The organism is Streptomyces maremycinicus, assembly GCF_001184025.1.
GTDB lineage: Bacteria > Actinomycetota > Actinomycetes > Streptomycetales > Streptomycetaceae > Streptomyces > Streptomyces maremycinicus.
In genome coordinates this window covers 363,798-379,535 of record NZ_BBYG01000012.1, presented here as the reverse complement: position 1 = coordinate 379,535, position 15,738 = coordinate 363,798, and the positions used below count along the sequence as shown (strand labels likewise).

The 15,738-nt window shown below is 74.4% G+C and carries 12 protein-coding genes; 6 read left to right on the top strand and 6 right to left on the bottom strand.

Annotated elements, in window-relative coordinates:
- Window positions 1-10: 10 nt before the first annotated feature.
- On the bottom strand, window positions 11-1,354 hold the full coding sequence (locus AOQ37_RS14785; protein ID WP_062644949.1) for a helix-turn-helix domain-containing protein: 1,344 nt from the start codon (window positions 1,352-1,354) through the stop codon (window positions 11-13).
- 131 nt (window positions 1,355-1,485) lie between these two features.
- Between AOQ37_RS14785 and AOQ37_RS40845 the strand changes: the two genes are divergently transcribed.
- Window positions 1,486-1,656, top strand: a complete 171-nt coding sequence (locus AOQ37_RS40845) for a hypothetical protein (RefSeq protein WP_199825008.1) — start codon at window positions 1,486-1,488, stop codon at window positions 1,654-1,656.
- Window positions 1,657-1,844: 188 nt separating this feature from the next.
- Here AOQ37_RS40845 and AOQ37_RS14780 read toward each other — a convergent pair whose 3' ends face one another.
- The gene (locus AOQ37_RS14780; protein ID WP_062645133.1) at window positions 1,845-3,335 is read right to left on the bottom strand and encodes a hypothetical protein; all 1,491 of its coding nucleotides are present in this window, start codon (window positions 3,333-3,335) and stop codon (window positions 1,845-1,847) included.
- Between the two features lie 78 nt (window positions 3,336-3,413).
- Window positions 3,414-4,766, bottom strand: a complete 1,353-nt coding sequence (locus AOQ37_RS14775; protein WP_078890181.1) for a PP2C family protein-serine/threonine phosphatase — start codon at window positions 4,764-4,766, stop codon at window positions 3,414-3,416.
- A gap of 178 nt (window positions 4,767-4,944) precedes the next feature.
- Between AOQ37_RS14775 and AOQ37_RS14770 the strand changes: the two genes are divergently transcribed.
- On the top strand, window positions 4,945-5,391 hold the full coding sequence (locus AOQ37_RS14770) for a hypothetical protein (protein ID WP_078890180.1): 447 nt from the start codon (window positions 4,945-4,947) through the stop codon (window positions 5,389-5,391).
- A gap of 86 nt (window positions 5,392-5,477) precedes the next feature.
- On the opposite strand, the gene AOQ37_RS14765 is transcribed toward AOQ37_RS14770, so the two are convergent.
- The gene (locus tag AOQ37_RS14765; protein WP_062644947.1) at window positions 5,478-6,014 is read right to left on the bottom strand and encodes a hypothetical protein; all 537 of its coding nucleotides are present in this window, start codon (window positions 6,012-6,014) and stop codon (window positions 5,478-5,480) included.
- A 143-nt stretch (window positions 6,015-6,157) separates the two neighbouring features.
- On the opposite strand from AOQ37_RS14765, the gene AOQ37_RS14760 reads away from it, so the two are divergent.
- Window positions 6,158-7,066, top strand: coding sequence for a hypothetical protein (locus AOQ37_RS14760; RefSeq protein WP_062644946.1), 909 nt, complete (start codon window positions 6,158-6,160; stop codon window positions 7,064-7,066).
- Here the strand turns inward: AOQ37_RS14760 and AOQ37_RS14755 are convergent.
- On the bottom strand, window positions 6,963-8,321 hold the full coding sequence (locus tag AOQ37_RS14755; protein WP_062644945.1) for an aminotransferase-like domain-containing protein: 1,359 nt from the start codon (window positions 8,319-8,321) through the stop codon (window positions 6,963-6,965). The two genes, AOQ37_RS14760 and AOQ37_RS14755, sit on opposite strands and share 104 nt — an antisense overlap.
- A gap of 152 nt (window positions 8,322-8,473) precedes the next feature.
- Between AOQ37_RS14755 and AOQ37_RS14750 the strand changes: the two genes are divergently transcribed.
- Together AOQ37_RS14750 and AOQ37_RS14745 are read left to right on the top strand one after the other, a co-directional pair.
- A complete protein-coding gene (locus tag AOQ37_RS14750) occupies window positions 8,474-9,256 on the top strand; it encodes an alpha/beta fold hydrolase (RefSeq protein ID WP_062644944.1) in 783 nt (260 codons plus the stop codon).
- Window positions 9,257-9,298: 42 nt separating this feature from the next.
- Window positions 9,299-11,251 carry an FUSC family protein gene (locus AOQ37_RS14745; RefSeq protein ID WP_062644943.1) on the top strand — a complete coding sequence of 651 codons (1,953 nt, stop codon included), beginning with the start codon at window positions 9,299-9,301 and terminating at the stop codon, window positions 11,249-11,251.
- Window positions 11,252-11,324: 73 nt separating this feature from the next.
- Here AOQ37_RS14745 and AOQ37_RS14740 read toward each other — a convergent pair whose 3' ends face one another.
- A complete protein-coding gene (locus AOQ37_RS14740; RefSeq protein ID WP_062644942.1) occupies window positions 11,325-13,403 on the bottom strand; it encodes a PhoX family protein in 2,079 nt (692 codons plus the stop codon).
- 266 nt (window positions 13,404-13,669) lie between these two features.
- Between AOQ37_RS14740 and AOQ37_RS14735 the strand changes: the two genes are divergently transcribed.
- Window positions 13,670-15,694, top strand: a complete 2,025-nt coding sequence (locus tag AOQ37_RS14735) for a VWA domain-containing protein (protein ID WP_062644941.1) — start codon at window positions 13,670-13,672, stop codon at window positions 15,692-15,694.
- The last annotated feature ends 44 nt before the right edge of the window (window positions 15,695-15,738 follow it).

Genomic DNA, 15,738 nt, shown 5'->3' with positions numbered 1-15,738 from the left:
AACGCTGTGACTACAGCGGCGGCTGCGCGGGCGCCGGCCCCAGGGTCGTCGTCCCCGGCGCCGTACGGTGTCCGAGCCCCGTGCGGTACGCGTCGAGCGCCGCCTCCACCCGCCCCGTACGCCGCAGCAGATCCCCGAGCATCCGGCACAGATCGGCGAGGTCCCCCGCCGCCCCCGCCCGCTCCAGCAGACTGAGCGCGCGCACGTAGTGCTCCTCCGCCGCCTCCGTGTCCCGCGCGTCCTCGGCGATGATCCCGAGCAGCCGGTGCGCCCCCGCGGAGTGCACGGCGCCCCGCTCGGGCGACAGATCCCCGAGGACGGTGTGCAGCAGCGCGGCGGCCTCCGCCGACTTGCCCCGCCGGTGCAGGACGTCGGCCAGCTCCACGGCGACCTGGCTGCTGTAGAGCGCCGCGCGCTGCGCGGAGAGCATGGCCTGGGCCTGCTTCAGCTCGTCCTCGGCACGCTCCAGCTCGCCGTTCTGGGCATAGACGTAGCCGCGCATCCAGTGGCAGTTGGCGAGTTCGGTACGGAGCTGGAGCTGGCGGTAGAGCTCGGACGCCTTGGCCAGGGAGGCGTCGGCCTCCGCGAGGCGGCCCTCGGCGAGCAGGGTCCGGGCGACGGACCGGTGCATACGGGCGACCAGGGCGGGGTCGCCCGCCTGGGGCGCGAGGGCGAGGGCGAACTCGGCGGCCTGCGCGGCGCGGGCCTGGGCGCCCATGTCCATGTAGGGGCCGATGACGGACGCGTAGAGCAGGAGCAGCGCGTCGGGGTCGTGCAGCCCGCCCCGGTTCAGCTCGTCGAGGGTCGACTCCAGCAGGTAGACCGCGTAGCGCAGTTCACCGGTGAGGTAGTGCGCGACGGCGCGGCCGCGCAGCGCGGGGACGCGGGCGGGGAGCGGCGCGTGCGCGAGCGCCGCCTCGGCCCGCTCGAAGCAGCGCAGGGCGGTGTCCAGGTCCCCCGTGTCGATCCCGCACTCCCCGAGGCCGAGAAGCGCGGTGGCCTGCTCCTCCGCCAGCCCGTGCTCCTGCGCCTCCGCGAGCAGCCCGGTGTACTGGAGGGCCGCGTCCTCGGCCGCGCCGGTGGCCAGCGCGCGCTGGGCCTCGGTGAGGCGCAGCCGCAGATCGGTGACGAGGCGGGCGGGCCGGCCGGTCGCCAGCTCGTCGAAGTCGACGCCGAGCCGCTCGGCGATGTGCTTGAGCGCCTCGTCGGAGGGCCGCACCCGGCCGGCCTCCAGTGTGGAGACATAGGCGGGAGTGTACGTCGGCTCGGCCAACTGCCGCTGTGTCAGACCCCGTTCGACCCGCAACCGCTGCACCCGGCGACCGACGACCTCCGGTTCGTCCCGCTCTCCCACGCCCGGCTCCCCCAACTGCGCCTGTGCCTCTTGCCGTTGGACTATCTCAGCCCCTAGGTTAAACGGCGAGTTAAGCATGCTTAATAGCTGGCTGACGTGAGTATCGCAGTCGCCGACGTTGCGAGGTAGCCGTGCCCGGACGCACATCCGCACGACCTTCCGCGCCCTATGTCAGGGCCGTCGCCGCGGCGGTCCTGGCCGTGACGGCCCTGATCGCCGCGGCCAACGCGGGCCCCGCGAGAGCGACGGACGCCGGACCGACCGCCCCGACGGCCCGCCACGAGACGTCGGAGCGCCGCTAGGGGGTGTCTGGCACATGAGCGCGGGTGGAGGAGCGGCGTCCGGTCCGTGCGATCGCAAGGCGCCGGAGCGCCCTCGTGGCGGAGCCACGTGGGTGTTTCGGCAACGCGGCGAGCGTGCGTGCCGGACGCCGCGACGCCGCGGGCATGTGTCAGACACCCCCTAGGGCTGTCGCCCGTCCCGCGGGGGCTCAGCTCTGGGTCTGAAGCTGACGCAGCTGCCGGCGGACGTGGTCCAGCGCGCCCTCGCGCCGGCCCGGGACCCGGCCGCGCAGCCGCGCGATCTCGGGGCCCAGCGCGCGGGCCCGCGACGCGTCGGGGATCCGTCCCCACTGGTGGTGCGCCCGGTCGACCGCCGCCTCGACGGCGGGCGCGTCGACCGGCTGCCCGGCCTCCAGCCGGGCCACGGCGACCGCCATCCAGGTACGGCAACTGCGCTCGGCGTCGCCCGCGAACATCGCCAGATCCGCCCGCACCTCGCCCCAGTGCAACGCCTCCTCGGACCCGGCCCCGCACGAGGCGGCGGCCTCGTCCTCGAGCCGCGCCGCCAGCACATCCGCCTCGGCGTGCCGCCCGTCCCGCACCGCGCCGGAGATGGCGACGTGCGGATCGGCGGACACGGCCGGGGCGTGCGGCACACCGGATGCGCCACGAGCACCGGGCACGGCCACCGCGAGCGGCGCGCCCGGGACACCGGCCGCCCCACGGGCGCCGGGCACGGCCGGGACGCGCGACGCACCCGGCACTGCGCGGACGTCGGACGCGGCGGTCACCGCCACCGCGAGCGGCGCGCCCGCCGCGACGGGCAGGCCGGACGCGACCGGCACGGCCGGGAGGAGGGACTCCTCCGCTGCGACGGGCGGGCCGGACAGGGGCGGTGCGGCGAGCGGGCCGGACGGGAGCGATGCGGGCGGTGCGGCGGGCGGGGTCGGTGGCGGCGGGGTGAGGGGCGTGTCCGGGGCGGACGGGGTGTCGGACGGGACGGGGGCGGGTGGCGGTGCCCAGGTGAGGGGTGCGGGGGAGGGGGCGACAGGGGCCGGGGTGGCGTGACCGGCGGACGGGGTGAAGACCAGGTCGCCCACCTCTCCGTCGCCCGCGATGCGGGCCAGGGCCGCCTGGTGCAGGCGCCCGATCGCCGGACGACCCCCGCTGCGCAGTATGGTCGCGACCGCCCTCATGTACGAGGGCGCGGCGACGACCCGGCGGCCCGGCGGCGGCGCGATCCGCCCGTAGACGGCCACCGCGGGCCCGCAGTCCAGGGCGTTGCCCCGCAGCCAGTCCCAGGTCTCGGGGTCCGCGCGCAGGTCGAGGACCAGCGTCGTGGCACCGGGCGCCCGCAGCCGCAGTTCCTCCCGGAACCAGTGCCAGGGGAACCCCGTGTACCGCACGGTCGGGGGCGTCGTTCGGGCCAGCGCCAGGTGCGGCAGCCGCTGCCGCCGGTCGAGCTGAAGCTGGCCCGTGACGAAGAGGGTGAGCGGCCCGGGGGCCACGGCGGCGGCCCGCAGCCGGGTGAGCACGGCCTGCGGATCCAGCGGATCGGCGAGTTCGACGACGTTCGCGGTGTCGGTGCCGGCCAGCACGGGAGGCGGCACGGCCGCGAGGACGGGGAGCACGGAGGCCGCGTCCACCAGACACCCCTTGCCCATGGGCGAGGCCGCGAGCAGCAGCACGGTTCCGGGCATGGTCCCCTCCCGCATGGTCCCCTCCCCTGTCGATCACTTACGTCAGCACCGTAACCGCTGCGGGTGCGAAGGGGGGCCTCAGCCCTGCGAACGTCCCCCTGCGGGGTCGTCACCGGACACCGGCCCCGACGGCCCCGACGGCCACGGCGACCCCGGCGACCCCGGCGACCCGGGCCACCCGGGCCACCCGGGCGATCCCGGCGTGGATGACGGCGCGGACGGCGCGGGACGCACCGCGAAGACCGTGGTGTCGTCGGCGAGACGTCCCCGGCAGTGCCGCAGCGTGCCGTCCCGTACGAAGGCCACCAGCCGGGCCGGTTCGGCCGTGCGCGGCTCGCGGGCGAGGGCCGCCGCGACCTCCTCGGCCAGCGGGTAGAACTCACCGGCGGCGTCCCGTGCCTCGGTCACCCCGTCGGTGACCAGCAGCAGCGTCTCCCCGGCGGCCACGGCCACCCGCAGCACCGGCGCGGGCCCGTCCACCGGCGCGACCAGCTCCCCGAGGCCCAGCGGGAGCCCCTCGCCGTTCGGCAGGACCCGCACGCCCTCGGTCCCGCCGACCGCGAGCGTCGGCTCGTGCCCGAACCCGACGATCTCGACCACCCCCGGCTCTCCCACGGCCGGCCCGCTCTCCCCGTCCACCCCGCCCACGGGCCCGGGGAACCCGATCAGCACGGCGGTGGCGAACCGGTCGCCGTCCGCCCACCCGAGGGCCGCGGTGTGCGCGCGGTGCCGCCGCATCCGGGTCTCCAGCCGGCCGGCCACCGTCGCCAGATCCGCCTCGTGGTACGCGGCCTCGCGGAAGGTGCCGAGCAGCGCGGCGGCCGCCTCCACCGCGCCCAGCCCCTTGCCCTGTACGTCGCCGAGCAGGACCCGGGTGCCGTGCGGACCGGGCTGGATGTCGTAGAAGTCGCCGCCCACCCGGGCCTCGGCGTCGGCGGCCAGGTAGACCGCCGCGTGGTCGAGGCCTCCCCAGTGCGGCGGCAGCGGACGCAGCACCGTACGACGGGTCGTCTCGGCGATGTTCATCATGTGCACCATCCGCCGCTCGCCGCGCACCCGGACCGACGCGGCGAGCACGGACAGCACCCCGCCGACGAGCACCAGCACGAAGTCGGCGGCGCCCTCCCGGTACTCGGACGGCCAGGCGGCGTCGCTGGTCACGTAGGTGAGCAGGGCCAGCGCCGCGAAGAGCGCCGTCGTCCACACCCCGCACAGCGCGGCGGCGATGGCGGCGACGAAGACGCACCAGGAGACGATGCGGAACTCGCCGGTGGTGTTGTAGTCGGCGTAGGAGATGGCGACGAGCATCACCAGGGGCACCAGCCAGGTGACGCTGCGGCCCCGGATCTGGAGCAGCTGATGCCGCTGGAGGACGTCCCGGCGCCGGGCCCGCGGATAGCGGTCGAGCAGGCCGTGACCGCCGGACTCCATGAGGTCAGCGAAACACGGGCGGGCAGCGCCCGCATCCGGGAACCCGGGCCCGCGGGCGGGGACGGGACCGCGGACGGAACCGGTGCCACCGGCCCGCCGCCGGTTCCGCCACCGACTTGCCGCCGTCGCCGCCCAGGTGTGCCCTGGAAGGCGGGGGCGAGGAGAGAGGAGTCCTCTCATGGCTCATGCGGCACCCGCGTCAGGCGTAACGGCACCGTCCGCACGGTCCCGTACACCCGACGTCTTCAGCGAACGGACCCACCGGGCCGCGGAGTGGGCGACGCCCGTGGCACTGGGACTCGTCTACGGCTACTGGGTCGCGGCCAACAACCGGTCCGGAGGCCCCATCACCGGCTGGAACCTGCTGCTCGGCTTCGTGAGCGCGTTCGTGTTCGCGGCCCTGTGGATGGGCATCCACGCCCTGGCCCCACGCATGCGGCGCGAAGTGCACGCCGTGCTGTGGACGGCGTTCGCCGGCTGCGCCTTCGGCTTCGTCTACAGCCAGAGCGGCGCCACCGCGCTGCGTTCCGTGGGGATGTCCCTGGCCGTCTCGGCGGGCGTCTTCGTGACGCTGTTCTACCGCTACTACACGCGAGAGGACGCGGCGGGACACCGTATCCGCTGATCCGCCCACCGGCGGCGTCCGCACAAGGACGCGCACGGGCCCCGGCGTGGTGACGCCGGGGCCCGTGCCTTCCCTCATCCCTCCACTCACCGGCCGACCGGGACCCACTCCCAGTCACCCGACGAGGTATCTGACGTTCCGCCGACGCTGAAGCTCCAGGAGCCGGAGAAACTGAACGTCCCGGAGGCCGAGACGCCGAACGAGCTGTCGGTGAACGGGTCGTCCCAGTTGGTCCAGTCGCCGTCCTTCCACCGCGGGCACGGGTCGGCGCAGTCGGGCACCCGCGCGCCGCCGGTGTCCACGAAGGCGGCGCTCGCCCAGCCCTGGGCGCCGAAGAGCCAGTACCAGTCCGGGTCGCCGTTGACGCTCTGGCCCTTGACCCTGCACTGCACACGGTCGTGGCTGCCGGACGCGAGCACCGCGACGACGGGCGAGCGGGTGGTGGGTTCCTGTCGCACACTCAGCTCGGAGCGGGAGACGACGGTGCCCCGGATCGAGTCGTTGCCATCGCCGCCGCTGGTCGGAGAGGCCGCGGCCGCCGTGGTTCCCAGTGCCGAACCGGCGAGGGTGCCGCCGGTGAGCAGGGCCGCGGCCAGGGTCCGCAGGGCCAAAGTGGTGCGCATGATCGACCTCCTTCTCCCCAGAACCAGGAAACACCCGTTCGGGTGAACCCTCCACCGGAGAGCACCGCGAGGGCTCCACGGGCCGCCACCCGGACGGCCGTCATGGGCTCGCGTTCCCCGCCCGCAGCCCGTTGCCTGGAAGGGTGTCCCCAAGCCTGCGGACCGCCCTCGCGGCCGTCCTCGTCGCGCTGTCCTGCCTGCTCGTGCCGTTCGGCGCGCTCGCGGCCTGGGCGGCGTACGGCCTCACCGACACCCGCGGCTATGTCGCCACGATGGCGCCGCTGGCCGCCGACCCCGCCGTACGGAACGCCGTCGCGGACACGGTGGGTGACGGAGTGGCACGCGAGGCCGGGATGAACCCGCTCTTCCTGCGGGACGCCGTCCGCTCCTTCACCGCGACCCGGGCCTACCAGACGGCGTGGGACGCGGGCAACGAGGCGGCCCACACGGCCGTGATGAGAGCGCTGAACGACGACAGCGCCGACCGCGACTCCCACCCGGTGACCGTGGACCTCGCCACCGTCACCTCCCCGCTCAAGGCCCGACTGGCCGCCGACCACGTGCCGTTCGCCGACCGCGTGCCGGTGGAGCACACCCGGGTCGCACTCCTCCCGCCGGCCGGACTGGCCGCTCTCCGGAAGGGCTACCACGTGCTGGACGTAGCCGGTTTCTGGCTGCCCCTGGCAGCCGTCGTGTTCGCGGTGGCCGGTGTCTCGGTGGCGGTCTCCCGCCGCCGGGCGGTCACGGCGACGGCCCTCGGCACCGCCCTGGGCGGCGCGTTGCTGGGGTTGGCGGTCGCGATCGCCCGCCGTCTGACCCTCTCCGACCTCCCCGACGCGGCCCACCGCCCGGCCGCGGGCGCGGTGTACGACGCCCTCACCGCGACCCTGCGGACAGCCTCCTGGCTGCTGCTCGCGCTGGGCCTGACGGTGGCCGCGGCCACCTGGCTCATCCGTCGGCCCTCCCCGGCGGTCCGGCTGCTGCGACGCCGGCGAGCGTGCGCAGCGCCCGTGCCAGCTCCCCCTCCGGAGCCGACGCGAGTCCGAGTCTGACCGCGTCCGGGGTGCGGTGCGGGTCGACGGCGAACGCGGTCCCCGGGGTCACGGCGATGCCGTGCGCGGCGGCAGCGGCGGTGAAGGTGTCGGCCCGCCAGGGCGCGGGCAGCTCCCACCAGGCGAAGCAGGCACACGGATCGGTCCGTACCGTGCCCCCGTCGGCGAGGTTCTCGATGAGCTTCCGGGTGAGGATCGTCTGGCGCCGGGCGGCGTCCGCCCGCTTCTCCTCGACGAGCCGGCGCACCAGCCCGTCCCCCGTCCACCGCACGGCCGCCTCCAGCGCGAACCGTCCCGCGCTCCACCCGCCGGACCGCACCGCGGCTCCCACGGCCTCCACCCGGTCCGGGGGGACGACGAGAAAACCGACGGTGAGGCCCGGCGCGACCCGTTTGGACAGCCCGTCGACGACGTGGGTGAGCCCGGGGGCGTGCGCGGCGAACGCGGCGGCGTCCGGCCGGAGGAAGGACCAGACGCGGTCCTCGACGACCGGCAGCCCCCACGCGACGACCAGGCGGCCCAGCTCACCCCGCCGCCGTTCGCCCATGGTCGAGGACGTCGGGTTGTGGAGCGTCGGCTGAAGGTAGAGAGCGGAGAGCGGCGCCGCGCGGTGGGCGGCGGCGAGGGCGTCGGGCCGTATCCCTTCCGCGTCGCCCGCGAGCGGGACGAGCACCACCCCGAGCCGTCCGGCGATCTCCTTGACCAGCGGATAGGTCAGCTCCTCCACCCCGACCCGGCCGCCCGGCCGGACCAGGGAGGCGAGGGCGGCGGCGATGGCCTGCCGGGCGTTGCCGGTGAACAGCAGCTGTGCGGGGTCCGGCCGCCAGCCCGGCAGGGCCAGGAGCCGGGCGGCGCTCTCACGGGCGGCCGCGGTCCCGTCGGCGGCGCCCGGACGCATCGCCTCCGTCAGCACGTCGGCCCGCAGCAGCGGCGCGAGGGAGGCCGCGATCAGCTCCGATTGCCCGGCGGCCGACGGGTAGTTGAGCTCGAGGTTGACGGGTGCGGAGGTGGCCGCCTCGATGAGCGCCCGTCCCTGCCCTACGGCGGGCGCCGCCCGCACGAAGGTGCCGCGCCCGACCTCGCCCACCACCAGCCCGCGCCGCACGAGTTCGCCGTAGACCCGTCCGGCCGTCGAGGGCGCGATGCGGTGCCGCCGGGCGAACCACCTCTGCGGGGGCAGCTGTTGGCCAGGACGCAGCCGGCCGGCGGCGATGTCGCCGGCGATGCGGTCGGCGATGAGACGGAAGTCGGCCATGGTGTCTCCGCAACCCTCCCTCGTCGTCCCGTGTCCCTCGGTGCACCCTCGCCTACCCGCCGGCCGTACCCCCACCGCGGCCCTGTCCGGGATTGCACCGAGGGCAAAGATCTTATTGCACCGAGCAGTCGGCCCGGCCTACCGTCGCTGCCATGGCACCCTTCCTCGCATACGAGGACAAAGGAGCGGATACGCCCCCGGCGCTCCCCCTCGTCCTCGTCCACGGCCACCCCTTCGACCGCACCATGTGGGCCCCGCAGATCGAGGCGTTCGCCCCCACCCGCCGGGTGATCGCCCCCGACCTGCGCGGCTACGGCGCGTCCCCGGTGGTCCCCGGCACCACGCTGCTCTCCGACTTCGCCCGGGACATCGCCGCGCTCCTGGACGAACTGGAGGTGGAGGCCTTCGTCCTGGCCGGGCTGTCGATGGGCGGCCAGATCGCGATGGACCTCTACCGGCAGTTCCCGGACCGCGTCCGTGGCCTGGTCCTCGCCGACACCTTCCCGGCACCGGAGACCCCCGGCGGCCGACTGGAGCGCAACGCGATGGCCGACCGGCTGCTCGCGGAGGGCCTGCGGGGCTACGCCGACGAGGTCCTGGAGAAGATGGTCGCCCCGTACGCGGACCCCGAGGTCAAGGCCCACGTCCACCGCATGATGACGTCGACGTCTCCCGAGGGCGCCGCCGCCGCACTGCGCGGCCGGGCCGAACGCCCCGACTACCGGCCCCTGCTGGCCCGCGGCGGTGTCCCCGCCCTGATCGTGGTCGGCGAGGACGACGAGTACACCCCGGTGTCCGACGCGGAGGCGATGCACGCGGCGATCCCGCACTCCGCGCTGCGGATCGTCGAGCGCGCGGCCCACCTGCCGAACCTGGAGCGGGCGGACGAGTTCAACCGGGTGCTGGCGGAGTTCCTGGCGACGACCGGGGTGTGACCTCCCGCGGGACCGGATCGACAGGTCCCCGATAATGGGCGCATGTCCCGCCAGTTCCCCACCGGTCTCACCCCTCCCGACTGGCTGGTGCGGAACCTCCGGTCGCAGCCGTCCGCCGTCAACCGGCCCGCCGTCGCCCGCGCCGCGCTCGCCATGACCCTGCCGCTGCTGATCGGCCTCGCCGTGGGACAGCCCGCGTACGGCGCGCTCGCCTCCATGGGCGCCCTGTCCGGAGTCATCGGCGACACCGCCGACGCCTACCGCATGCGGATCATGAACATCGCGATCCCGCAGCTCTTCGGGGCGGTGGGCGTCACCCTGGGCGCAGCCGTGTACGGGCACGGATGGCTCGCGGTGGCCGCCGTCACCGGCGTGGCGCTGGTCTCCGGGATGATCTCGACCATCGGAGCCGTGGCGTCCGTGTCCGGACTGCTGCTCCTGCTCAACTCCGTGGTGGGGGCGGGACTCGCCATGCCGGGTGCGTGGTGGCTGGCGCCGGCCCTGATGACCGGCGGCGGGCTGCTCGTGCTCCTCCTCGCCCTGCTGGCCTGGCCGCTGCGCTCCGGGGTACCGGAACGCACGGCGGTCGCCGCCGCCTACCGCGCGGTCGCCGATCTGCTGGCCGCCTGCGGCAGCACGGTCCCCGGCGCGTACGAGGACGCCCGGCACACCGTCACCCAGTCCCTCAACCAGTCCTACGACCTGGTCCTCGCGCGGCGCACGGGACAGCACGGCCGCAGCCCCGAACTGACCCGGCTGGTCGCCGAGCTGAACGCCGTCACCCCGGTGGTGGAGGCGGCCCCCGCGGCCCATCTGAGCGGCCGTCCGCTCCCGGCCGAGGTCCCCGAGGCCGTACTCCACCTCGCGCGGGCGGTCGAGACCGGCTTCAGCGGACCGATAGGACTCCGGCTGCCCGCCCCCGCCTCCGAGACCGCCCGCGCCGTCGACCACGCCCTGCGGCACGCCGCCGAGGTGGTGGCCGCCCCCGATCCCGACCCCCGGGGCATCGACGACCGGCTCGGCCGTCCGGCCGCCCTGCGGGTCCGGGCCGCCCGCGCCACCCGCGACGTCGCCCTCTCCGCCGCGTCCTGGCGCTACGGCCTGCGGCTGGCCCTGTGCATCGGCCTCGCCCAGGTGCTGGTCTCGATCGTCCCGGTGCCCCGCTCGTACTGGGTGGCCCTGACGATCACCTTCGTGATGAAGCCCGACTTCGGCTCGGTGTTCTCACGGGCGCTGCTGCGGGCGCTCGGCACCGTGGCCGGCCTGGTGGTCGCGGCGGCGGTGCTGTCCCAGGTGCCGCGCGGCTGGTGGGACGTCCCGACGATGCTGTTGCTGGCCCCGCTGATCCCGGCCCTGACACCCCGCGGATACGGCTACCAGACCGCGGCGATCACCCCGGTGATCCTGCTGCTGTCGGACATCCTCAACCACCAGGGCACGGCACTGCTGCTCCCCCGTCTGGTGGACTCGCTGATCGGCTGCGGCATCGCGCTCGTGGCGGGCTACCTGCTCTGGCCGGAGAGCTGGCACACCAGGGTCGGCGACCGGTTGGCGGACGCCGTCGCGGACACCGCCCGCTATGTCGACGCGGCCTTCGGCCCGGCCGTCGACCCCGCCGCCCGGGCCCGGATGCGCCGCCGTCTCTACCGCGACCTGTCCGTCATCCGCACGGAGTTCCAGCGCGCCCTGACCGAGCCCCCGCCCACCGGACGCCGGGCCGCGGCCTGGTGGCCGCTGGTCGTCGCCGTCGAACGCATCGTGGACGCGACGACGGCGGCCCGGGTCCGGGTGAAACACGGAGCCGGGCCGCCGTCGGAGCGGGAGGTCGGCCATGTCACGTTCCAGCTGCGGGAACTGGCCGACGGCCTGCGCGACACGGACGTGCTCTATCCGGTCCGCACCGACCTGACCGGCCCGCCCGGCAGCGTCCTGGAGCCCCTGCGCCAGGAGGTCGCGGCGGCGAGAGCGATCGCCTCACCGCACACGGCCGCCTGACCGGGACGCCCGGACCACCGGACCGGCGTGCACGGGGTGCAGGGGTGCACGGGGTGCAGGGGTGCAGGGGTGCCTAGACCCCGATGTCGCGGCCGTCCTTGCGCCAGACGGCCACGACGGCCGGGCGGACGATCTTGCCGGGGCCGTCCGGCCAGGTGCTCGCCGGCTTCTCCACCGTCGCGCCGTCGATCTCGCCCGGATGCTGCACGGCGACGAGCACCCGCCGGTCCTGGACGATCGGGCCGCACGTCTCCGCCCCGGTCGGCACGGTCAGGAACTGCTTCAGCTCACCGCGCCGCGAGCCGCGCGTCGCGACGCCGAACAGACCGTCGTGCGAGCCGAGCTGGCTGCCGTCGGTGGAGATCCACAGGTTGCCGTGCGGGTCGAAGGCCACGTTGTCCGGGCAGGAGATCGGGCTGACGTCGTCCTTCGGGAAGCCCGCGAAGTAGGTCGCCGGGTCCTCCGGGTCACCGGCGACGAGGAACAGCGACCATGCGAAGGCGGTGCTCTCGGGACGGCCCCGCCGCTCGGTCAGCTCCAGGATGTGCCCGTGCTTGTTGGCGTTGCGCGGGTTGGCCTCGTCCGCCTTGGCGTTCGCGCCGACACCGCGGTTGGTGTTGTTGGTGAGCGCGACGTACACCTTGCCGGTGACGGGCGAGGGCTGGATGTCCTCGGGCCGGTCCATCTTCGTCGCGCCGACCTTGTCACCGGCGAGGCGGGTGAAGACGAAGACCTCCTCGGCGCTCATCCCCTCGACGTGCGAGACGGCTCCCTCGGCGGTGGCGGTGGCGAGCGGGATCCACTCGCCGTTGCCGTCGAACTCGCCGTCGGCGGGCAGCTTGCCGGTGCCGTCGATCTCGATCGCGGGGGAGTCGCCGGTGAGCCGGGCGACGTAGAGCGTGCCCTCGTCGAGCAGCGACAGGTTGTGCTCGCGGACGGCCCGGCTCGACCCCTTCTTCATCCGCTTGCTGCCGACGAACTTGTAGAAGTAGTCGAAGCGCTCGTCGTCACCGGTGTAGACGACCGGCCGCCCGTCCTCGGTCAGCCGCACGGTCGCGGCCTCGTGCTTGAACCGGCCGAGGGCGGTGTGCTTGCGGGGCGTGGAGTCCGGGTCGTACGGGTCGAGCTCGACGACGTACCCGAAGCGGTGCACCTCGTTCGGCTCCTGGGCGACGTCGAAGCGCTTGTCGAACCGCTCCCACTTGCGCTCGCTCGCGCCGGTCCCGATCCCGTACCGCTTGTCCGTGGCCCGGCCGCTGTTGGCGAAGTACTGGTTGAAGTTCTCCTCGCCGTGCAGCGTGGTGCCCCACGGCGTGGTGCCGCCGGAGCAGTTGTTGAGCGTGCCGAGCACCTTGGTGCCGGTCGGGTCGGCGGAGGTCTTCAGCAGGTCGGAACCGGCGGCGGGGCCGGTGAGCCGGAACTCGGTGGTGGCGGTGACCCGCCGGTTGAGGTGGTGCCGGGGCACGGCGGTGAGCTTGCCGGTCCGCCGGTCCTCCGCCACCACGACGACACCCAGCCCGTGCGCCGCCCAGGCGATCTCGACCTGCTGCCGGGTGGGGTTGGCCGCGTCGTAGCCGCGGAACATCAGCACTTCGTCGGTGTACTCGTGGTTGGCGACGAGCAGCTGCCGGTCGCACTCGCCCGGGATGGGCAGCAGCGCCAGGAAGTCGTTGTTGTAGCCGAACTGCCCGGCCTGGGCGGCGGCGGTCTGCTTCTCCGGGTCGAAGGCGGGAGCCCCGCGCAGGATCGGCTCGCCCCACCGGATGACCACATTCTGCGCGTACCCGTCCGGAACGGTGACGGCGTCGGCGGTGTTGGGCGCGACGGAGCTGTACCGCAGCCCGCGGGCGGCCCTGGCGGCCGGCTTCCCGGCGGGCTTCCCGGACTCCCGCACCGGCGCGGCCGCGGCGGGCGGCGCACCGGCCGCCCCCGCGGTCCCGGCGGCGGCCGCGACGGTGACGACCGCGGCGGCGCGCACCAGCGCGCGACGGCCGATCGCCCCCGCGATGACCTCACCGACGTAGGGGTTGTCGCTGGTGTTGGGCACCTCGTGGAAGCAGGCGTCACCACACCGGAAGCGGCAGGTCATGGCGGAGCGTCCGCCGGGATGGGACTGGGACGGCGTTCCGATCAGCGGCAGAAGCTTGCGCACCTTTAATCTCCCCTTGCGTGCCCTTGGTGTGACCGTGACGTTAGGGGCACGTATGTGCGGAGGTGCTGACGCAGGGTGAACGGAGAGTGAAGCCCCGGCAGCCACAAGGGTGTTGGACTTGCGCTGAGGGGGGTCCGAGGCGGTATTGACACACCTGGGTTCCTTACACTCACCCCTGCCCAAGATCACCATCCGGGGCCGCTAACCTTACGTGTCCGTCCTGGCCAGGGATTTACGGGCTTCAACTCACGCGAAGGGTTGCGCACATGGGCATTCTCACTCTCCTGCGGAACGCGTTCGGACGGTCACGCAAAGAGCGGGCCGCCGAGGCAGAGGGTGCGGAACAGGTTCCTTCGCAGGAACAGACCGCCTCCGAGGAGGGGCACCAGGAGCCGACCGGGGCCACCCCCACGTCGGCCCCCGAGCCGACCCCGGCCCCCGAGCCGACGGTCCCTTCCCCCTCCCCCGAACCCACCCCGAGGGCCACCCCCACGGCCCAGGTCCCGGACCCGCGCCCGGCCTCCCCGAACGAACACGACCTCGTCTCGGCGGCCTTCGACAACGTAACGGTCCCCAAGCCGACCCAGTCGACAGAAACCCTCCCACCAGAAGCGACAACACCGACGCCGGAGAAGGAAACGCCGGAGGCGGCTGCTGCGCCGGAGACGGCTGCTGCGGCGGAGACGGTTGCTCCGGCGGAGTCGGTTGCTCCGGCAGAGGCTGACGCGCCCGCGAAGGCGGAAGCCGAGGCTGACGCGCCGGCGGAGGCGGAAGCCGAGGCTGACGCGCCGGCGGAGGCGGAAACCGAGGCTGACGCGCCGGCGGAGGCGGAAACCGAGGCTGACGCGCCGGCGGAGGCGGAAACCGAGGCTGAGACCGAGGCACCGGCGGCGGAAGCTCCAGCGGAGACCGAGTCGGAGGCACCCGCGAAGGCGGAGACCGAGGCCGACGCGCCCGCGAAGGCGGAGGCCGAGGCCGACGAGCCGACGGCCGAAGCGAAGACCGAGGCCGAGACCGAGGCCGAAGTCGACGAGCCGAAGGTCGAGGCGGTGGCCGAGGAGCCCACGCCGACGATCGAGGAGACCCCGCAGCCGGAGACCGAGCCCGTGGCGGAGGAGCCCGCACCGGGAACGGCCGACGAGCACGAGACCGCACCGGAGCCCGCGCCGGCGGCTGTAGCCGACGAGCCGACGGCGGAGGCCGACGAGGCCGAGGCCGAGGCGCCCGCGACGCAGGCCGATGCGAAGCCCGAGGCCACTGCGCCCGAGGACGAGGCGAAGACGGAAACCGACGAGCCTGAGGCCGCCGACGGCGAGGACGCCGCACAGGGGCCACTCGCGGCCGACGACGAAAACCGCACGGGTGGTGCGGGTGGGAACGACTCGGCCGAAGGCGAAGCCGAGGACGACACCCAGCCCGAGGCCGAGGCGAATCCCGAGGCCGCCGCTGCCCCCGCGCCGCAGGCCGAGCCGACGGCGAAGGCCGACGAGGCCGAGGCCGACGAGCCTGAGGCCGCCGACGGCGAGGACGCCGCACAGGGGCCACTCGCGGCCGACGACGAAAGCCGCACGGGTGGTGCGGGTGGGAACGACTCGGCCGAAGGCGAAGCCGAGGACGAAGTCGAGGACGACACCCCCACCCCGGCCCTCCCCACCCCGACCCTCCCCGCCGGCCTCGCCACCGCCTACGCCGCCGCGGCCACCACCCTGGAGACAACCAACCTCACCGGCACCCGAGCGAAGCTCTACCTCGTGCTGGACCGCTCCGCGAGCATGCGCCCGTACTACAAGGACGGCTCCGCCCAGGCCCTCGCCGAGCAGACCCTCGCCCTCGCCGCCCACCTCGACCCCGAGTCCAAGGTCCACGTCGTCTTCTTCTCCACCGAACTGGACGGCACCGGCGAGCTGACCCTCACCGACCACGAGAACAAGATCGACGACCTGCACGCAGGGCTCGGCCGCATGGGCCGTACCAGCTACCACGCGGCAGTCGAAGCCGTCCTCGCGCACCACGAGAAGGAGGCCGCGGACACCCCCGCCCTGGTGGTGTTCCAGACGGACGGCGCCCCGGACGCGAAGACCCCGGCCACCCAGTCCCTCACCGACGCGGCCAAGAACCACCCCGCCGTCTTCTTCTCCTTCGTCGCCTTCGGAGAGCCCGACAACAAGGCCTTCGACTACCTCCGCAAGCTGAAGACCCCCAACACGTCCTTCTTCCACGCGGGCCCGGCCCCGCGCGAGCTGACGGACGCCGAGCTCTACGAGGGCGTACTGGCCGGCTGGCGCCCGTAGCCCCCCGTCGGGGGGTGGAGCGTCACGTCCACCCCCCGAAACGC